The sequence below is a fragment of the Paenibacillus sp. 01L418 genome (assembly GCF_056400045.1).
In genome coordinates, this window is record NZ_JBFTSN010000388.1 from 1 (window position 1) to 6,058 (window position 6,058).

Sequence of the window (6,058 nt, forward strand, 5' to 3'; positions counted from 1 at the left end):
GATTACGAAAAAGTAGTCATTAGTTCAATCAAAAAGTGACAGTCTAGGACATTATTTAATGGTCCATGACTGTCACTTTTTTTAGTTTGGAATACAAATATCAGTTCAACATTCATGCACTTGTAAAGACAAATAATGAAAACCATGATCATTCGAGATCTTCTTTATATATACTTTATCAGCAGTAGTCCATACCAACTGGTTAAACCCTTCATACGATACATGGCAACTGTCTAAATTGCGGGAGAAATGGATAAAGGAGTTGGATACATGAAATCAATAACAAAACTTACGGGGCGAGTGATTTTCAAGGGAAACCCTGGTTATGAAGCGGCTCGTAAGAATTGGGATCCTCATACCGACAGATTTCCAAAAGTTTTTGTTTTTGCCCAAAGAACACAGGATGTTGCAAACGCTATAAGATGGGCTCGCAAAAATAATGTTCCTATTCGCCCGAGAAGTGGACGGCACGCCTTGGAGACCAACCTTTCTCAAGTTAACGGAGGCATTGTCATCGATGTTAGCGAGATGAAGAAAATCAAGTTGAATAAAAAGTGCAGAACTGTTGTGGTTGAGTCAGGCAATCGGGTAGGAAGAGTCGTAGACAAATTGGCAAGACAAGGTTTTATCGCACCGTTTGGTGATAGTCCTTCGGTTGGAATCGGTGGAATTACACTTGGCGGAGGGATTGGTCCGCTCCAAAGAACGACTGGCCTCATTAGCGACAATCTCATCGGACTAGAAATGGTTGACGCTAAGGGAAGAGTAATCCGGGCAAATAAAAAACGCAATTCCGATCTCCTATGGGCTTCCCGCGGTGGAGGAGGCGGTAACTTTGGCGTATACACAAAATACAAATTCAAAGTACTGCGTGCTCCAGCCAAAGCTACCGTCTTCAGCGTAACGTGGCCATGGGAGCAGTTCGAAAAAGTCGTAAAGAAATGGCAAGTCTGGGCTCCTAATGCCAGCACCAGATTGGGCAGCGAATTAAATGTTGGACCCAAAAAGGGTGGAAATGTTAGCATGATCGGTCTGTTTCTTGGATCTAAAACGGAAGCCCTGCGTCAATTAGAGCCTATTTTAAGCGTGGGGACGCCTACAAAAAAAACCATCCGATTGTTACCATATCTTGAAGCTACAAAGTTTTTGTTAGCTCCTGATCCAGTGCTGACACAAAAGTTCAGCAACCAGTTTTCCAGCGGCTTCGGCAGACGTCCTTTTCCAGATAAAGCCTATAAAGTTATGCGCGAGTTTCTAGAAAACGCTGAGGGAGGGACTCCGGCCGGCTTCTTCTTCCTTAACTGGGGTGGTGCCATAAGCCGTATCGCACCTAAAGCCACAGCATTCTACTGGCGTAAAGCCAAATTTTATGTCGAATGGAACAGCTCATGGGTTAAGCCATCTCATGCCGCTAAAAATATTGCCTTAGCACGGAACACAAGGCATAAGCTGCAGCCATATATCGTAGGTTCCTATATCAATGTACCAGACCAAGGTATCAAATGTTCTGGTCCTGTTTATTATGGTAAAAACTTTCCTAGGCTGCGTAGAGTAAAAGCTAAGTATGATCCAAATAATGTGTTCAACAATCCTCAAAGTATTCCACCGGCTTGAATGAGAATGAATTGAAATAAGGTACTTTCTCACAGTTAAGTTGTGGGGGATATCATGTCACATGCCATGCAGCAAAGACACACAAGGTAACTAATCGCGTGAACCCAAGGGGAACCTTGGGTTCATTTTTCATTTTACAACTAAAATCGATAGGGCTAGGCTTCCGTAACCACAGAGAAAGTAATTTGATTAAAATAGTACCTTGACAGTCACAGTAGTATGTCGTATTATACAGTTGCGGGGTGATTAAATGAGTGAGAACAAAATTACATCCGACCTGCTGCGCGGACATACCGATACGATGATATTGCGACTATTATCCGAAGATGATCGCTATGGATACGAAATTGTCAAATTGATCGCGGAGCGCTCGGGCGGTGAGTATGAACTAAAAGAAGCGACCATGTATTCCAGTGTCAGACGCCTTGAGACAGACGGTGATATCGAGTGGTATTGGGGCGATGAATCACAGGGCGGACGGCGCAAATATTTTAGAATTACCGAGAAGGGCAAGGAAACATATGCCCGCAACAATAGCAACTGGGAGTATGCAAAACGCGTGCTTGAAAACTTACTATAGGAGGTTTGATGTGATGAATCAGAAATTGACGAATTATTTGAACGACGTTTTTACGCCATACGATGGGGTGAAAAGCGTCACCGAATTAAAAGCCGACCTGCTCTCCGATTTACAGGAGAGGTACCGTGAACTTAAAGCCGAGGGCAAAGACGATGAAACAGCGTTTAATAAGACCATTGAGAGCATCGGCGACATCGAGGAAACGATACTGGAAGTCGCCAATCTCTCCCGCTCGCTGGAGAGGCAAGTACTGACAAACTTTAGCGCGAGCAATTTGCTAAAGAGTGACTTTGCAGGTGTTATTGCGCATAAAGGAAATTTCACATCGAGTGCATTACACGGCTCTGACTTTGCAGGTGCAGACTTGACAGGAAGCACCTTTAAGAGCAGTGACATTCGTGAAGCCAATTTTAACGGCGCAAATCTGACCGACTGTACCCTATCTGTCAATGATCTTTCCAATGCGAGCTTCAATAAATCGATCCTTGTACGCACCAACTTCAGTATTTCGGGGATGGAAGGAGCAAAATTCACAGGCGTAAAACTGACCGATGTCACGCTAAACAAGATCGACCTTAAAAAAACAATCTTTGAAGGTTGTATCTTTGACGGCGTGGACTTCAAATATTGTGACCTGAGTGGGCTGTGTCTTGACGGGCAAACCTTTATCGGCGTTAAGTTTGACAAGTCTGCTATAAATGAAGTTTCGTTTAAGGGTGCTACACTCAAGAATGTTTCTTTTCAAGCATTTTTTTCCTTGACTAATAAGTATTACCGCTCCATCAAAACCATCTGCTTTGACGAAGCAGTCATGGATAAGCTGACCTATGCTGCGCTTAAAGGCATGGGAGCCGAATTGTCTAAAGTTACGGTTCGATAAGGAGGGGAAAAACATGAAAAACAAATCAATTCAAGTATTAGGTCTGAAAAAGTCTTACAAAGAGCTTGCTGTCCTTAAAGGAGTAGATTTCGAGGTGGAAAAGGGCAGTATTTTTGCACTGCTCGGTTCAAACGGTGCAGGTAAAACGACGGTAGTGAAAATCCTCACCACGCTGCTCAAACAAGACAGTGGAACCGCCGTCGTTGAGGGATTCGATGTGGCGTCCAAACCTGATCATGTGAGGCAGGCGATTAGTTTAACCGGACAATTTGCCGCCGTAGACGAACTAATGACTGGACGAGAAAACCTAATCATGATTGCCAAACTGCGATACCTGAGTAATCCGCGGCAAGTTGCGGACGACTTGCTTCAACGCTTTGGCCTGACAGACGCCGCCAACCGCAGGGTATCTACTTATTCGGGTGGGATGCGCCGCAGGCTCGACATCGCATTGAGCTTTGTAGGGAAACCGCAGGTTATTTTCCTCGACGAGCCGACCACTGGCCTTGATCCCGAGGCACGCATCGAGGTTTGGAAGATCGTGAAGGAGCTTGCAGACAGCGGCACTACGGTATTCCTAACTACGCAGTATTTGGAAGAGGCGGAACAGCTCGCTGACCGAATAGCTATTCTGCACAAGGGTAAAATCATCGCCAGCGGCACGCTTTTGGAGCTTAAAAAGATGTTTCCATCAACGAAAGTGGAGTATATTGAGAAGCAGCCGACATTGGAAGAGATATTCCTCTCCATTATTGGCAAGAAGGAGGGAGCATAAATGGAGACGGTAAAAAAACATTTTTTTAACGATTTGGGTGTTATGCTCGGACGTTCCATGCGCCATATTTCCCGTAGTATGGACACCATCGTCACGGTCTGTATCACTCCGATAGCGATGATGCTGCTGTTCGTCTATGTGTTTGGCGGTGCAATTCAAACCGGTACAGATAACTACGTTAATTATCTATTGCCCGGAATTCTGCTCATTGCGATTGCTAGCGGGATATCCTACACGGCATTTCGTCTGTTTACCGATGTGCAGCGAGGTATTTTCGAGCGGTTTCATTCCATGCCAATTTCGCGTTCTACCTTACTATGGGGGCATGTGCTGACCTCACTAGTATCCAATGCTATCTCGGTTGTCGTTATCATTCTCGTAGCTTTGATTATGGGTTTTCGTTCTTCGGCCGGGATACTAGACTGGCTTGCAGTAGCTGGCATACTCATGCTGTTTACGCTGGCATTAACCTGGGTCGCTGCCATTGCAGGATTATTGGCAAAATCGGTGGATGGAGCAAGCGCTTTTTCCTACCCGATCATCTTCCTTCCGTTTATTAGCTCGGCATTTGTGCCGACCGAATCGATGCCTTCGGTCGTTCGTGCCTTTGCCGAAAACCAACCGGTAACCTCAATCGTTGAAGCCATTCGCGCGTTGCTGTCAAACCAGCCTGTAGGCAATGATCTGTGGATTGCGCTTGCATGGTGCGTTGGGATCTTGTTTGTAGCCTACTTCTTTGCGATGAGGGTTTATAAAAAACGGTTTTAAATGAAGAAATGCGACCCAGTACTGTACCAGTGCTGGGTTTATTCTTTTTTATGATGATGTTCTTTTAACTTTATGCTGGACCGAAAAAAGTTTTATCCGTCTTTGGATCAGTTATTCTCAACAGATGAACTAGTAAAGCAATTCGAGCATAAGAACAAGGAGCTAATCTAGTTCGCGGTGGAAAACGGTTTGACCCGAAGAAAGGCAAGATCAGGGAGTGCCCTTATCCTGCCTCATACGTCTTATTCGTTACTAGTGCACTAAACTTTCCAAATCCGGCTGCAATTTGTTCCGTAGGACATACAGCATGATGGCTCCAACAAGGAACGCGACGGCATCCGCTATGACAAGCGACCAGACCACCCCATGAAAGMCATTCAAGCGATTAGCTATAAATAACACAGGAATCAGAGTAATTCCTTGAATTATTGACATAATAAACGCGGCGGTTCCTTGCGCTGTTGCTTGGAAGATTCCCGTAAACAACGAGGTCATTCCTGTAATAAACAAGGATAAGAACGTCACATGCAGAATGTAGCTGCCCATTTCAATTAATTGCGGGTCATTCGTAAATAAACCAATTAAATGGTCGGAAATCAGATAGACGATAACTCCGAACACGACTGCTAACGCAACAACCACTTTAATTGTGAATGTAATGGTATGCTTCATGCGTAATTTATTCGCTGTAAAAGAGAAAGCAATCATCGGCACGACTCCCTCACATAATCCCATCAGAATAAACTCTGGAAATTGCAGCAAACGCGATGAAATTCCGAACCCCGCTATAGCTTGCTCCCCATATTCAACAAGAAAATGGTTAAAGATGAGTGACATTGCTCCCATGAAGATACTCATAACAAAAACGGGAACTCCGATTTTGAATACATTGCTTAGAATGTCCTTGGTAGCCTTAAACCATTTTATAGAAATGGTCAAAAATTGGCTTTTATATCTTATATGAAAGGCGTAGTATATACTCKCAACCAAATTAGAAATGACTGTAGCAGACGCAACGCCGATTACATCCCAATGGAAAACGAAGATGACTAGCGCATCTAGAATAATATTTACGACAACACTGATAATCATACCGATCATCGACGTGGTAGCTGACCCCTCCGAGCGCACAATATTCTCCAGCGTGAAGAACAATACGACGATTGGTGAACCAATAAGCATTATCGTGACATAGTCCTTTGTAAATCCGAAGGAGTCAGGCGTTGCCCCCAGGCCATGAACGATTGGATCAATCAACGGGAGACTAACGGCCATCACGATAAGACCGAGCACTAAACTACTGTAAAAGGCAAATGAAGATACATGCTTAACATCATCATATTTTTTCTCACCCAGCAACCGAGAGATGAAGGCTCCGCTACCGATGCCAATCAAGTTGCCTAGTGCCATAATCGCCGCGAATAAAGGCAAGGTGAGTGCG

At 44.5% G+C, this 6,058-nt stretch carries 6 protein-coding genes; 5 read left to right on the plus strand and 1 reads right to left on the minus strand.

Annotation, left to right across the window (positions count from 1 at the left end):
• The first annotated feature begins 270 nt into the window (after positions 1-270).
• From AC1DSE_RS28400 to AC1DSE_RS28420, 5 genes are all read left to right on the plus strand, one after another.
• Positions 271-1,614: an FAD-binding oxidoreductase gene (locus AC1DSE_RS28400; RefSeq protein ID WP_477511148.1), complete on the plus strand. Its 1,344-nt coding sequence runs from the start codon at positions 271-273 to the stop codon at positions 1,612-1,614.
• A gap of 250 nt (positions 1,615-1,864) precedes the next feature.
• Entirely contained in the window at positions 1,865-2,194 is a 330-nt protein-coding gene (locus AC1DSE_RS28405; RefSeq protein ID WP_339209247.1) for a PadR family transcriptional regulator, read from the plus strand.
• A 13-nt stretch (positions 2,195-2,207) separates the two neighbouring features.
• On the plus strand, positions 2,208-3,074 hold the full coding sequence (locus tag AC1DSE_RS28410) for a pentapeptide repeat-containing protein (protein WP_477511147.1): 867 nt from the start codon (positions 2,208-2,210) through the stop codon (positions 3,072-3,074).
• Positions 3,075-3,087: 13 nt separating this feature from the next.
• Positions 3,088-3,849 carry an ABC transporter ATP-binding protein gene (locus AC1DSE_RS28415; protein WP_477511146.1) on the plus strand — a complete coding sequence of 254 codons (762 nt, stop codon included), beginning with the start codon at positions 3,088-3,090 and terminating at the stop codon, positions 3,847-3,849.
• Positions 3,850-4,617 (plus strand): ABC transporter permease, encoded by a 768-nt coding sequence (locus AC1DSE_RS28420; protein ID WP_076266041.1) that lies wholly within the window; start codon positions 3,850-3,852, stop codon positions 4,615-4,617.
• Positions 4,618-4,869: 252 nt separating this feature from the next.
• On the opposite strand, the gene AC1DSE_RS28425 is transcribed toward AC1DSE_RS28420, so the two are convergent.
• A partial coding sequence (locus AC1DSE_RS28425; protein WP_477528569.1) for an MATE family efflux transporter occupies positions 4,870-6,058 on the minus strand: 1,189 nt, incomplete at its 5' end.

Coding starts and splice junctions, on each gene's coding strand:
- AC1DSE_RS28400 (WP_477511148.1), top strand. CDS start 271: ATGAAATCAATAACAAAACTTACGGGGCGAGTGATTTTCAAGGGAAAC.
- AC1DSE_RS28415 (WP_477511146.1), top strand. CDS start 3,088: ATGAAAAACAAATCAATTCAAGTATTAGGTCTGAAAAAGTCTTACAAA.
- AC1DSE_RS28405 (WP_339209247.1), top strand. CDS start 1,865: ATGAGTGAGAACAAAATTACATCCGACCTGCTGCGCGGACATACCGAT.
- AC1DSE_RS28410 (WP_477511147.1), top strand. CDS start 2,208: ATGAATCAGAAATTGACGAATTATTTGAACGACGTTTTTACGCCATAC.
- AC1DSE_RS28420 (WP_076266041.1), top strand. CDS start 3,850: ATGGAGACGGTAAAAAAACATTTTTTTAACGATTTGGGTGTTATGCTC.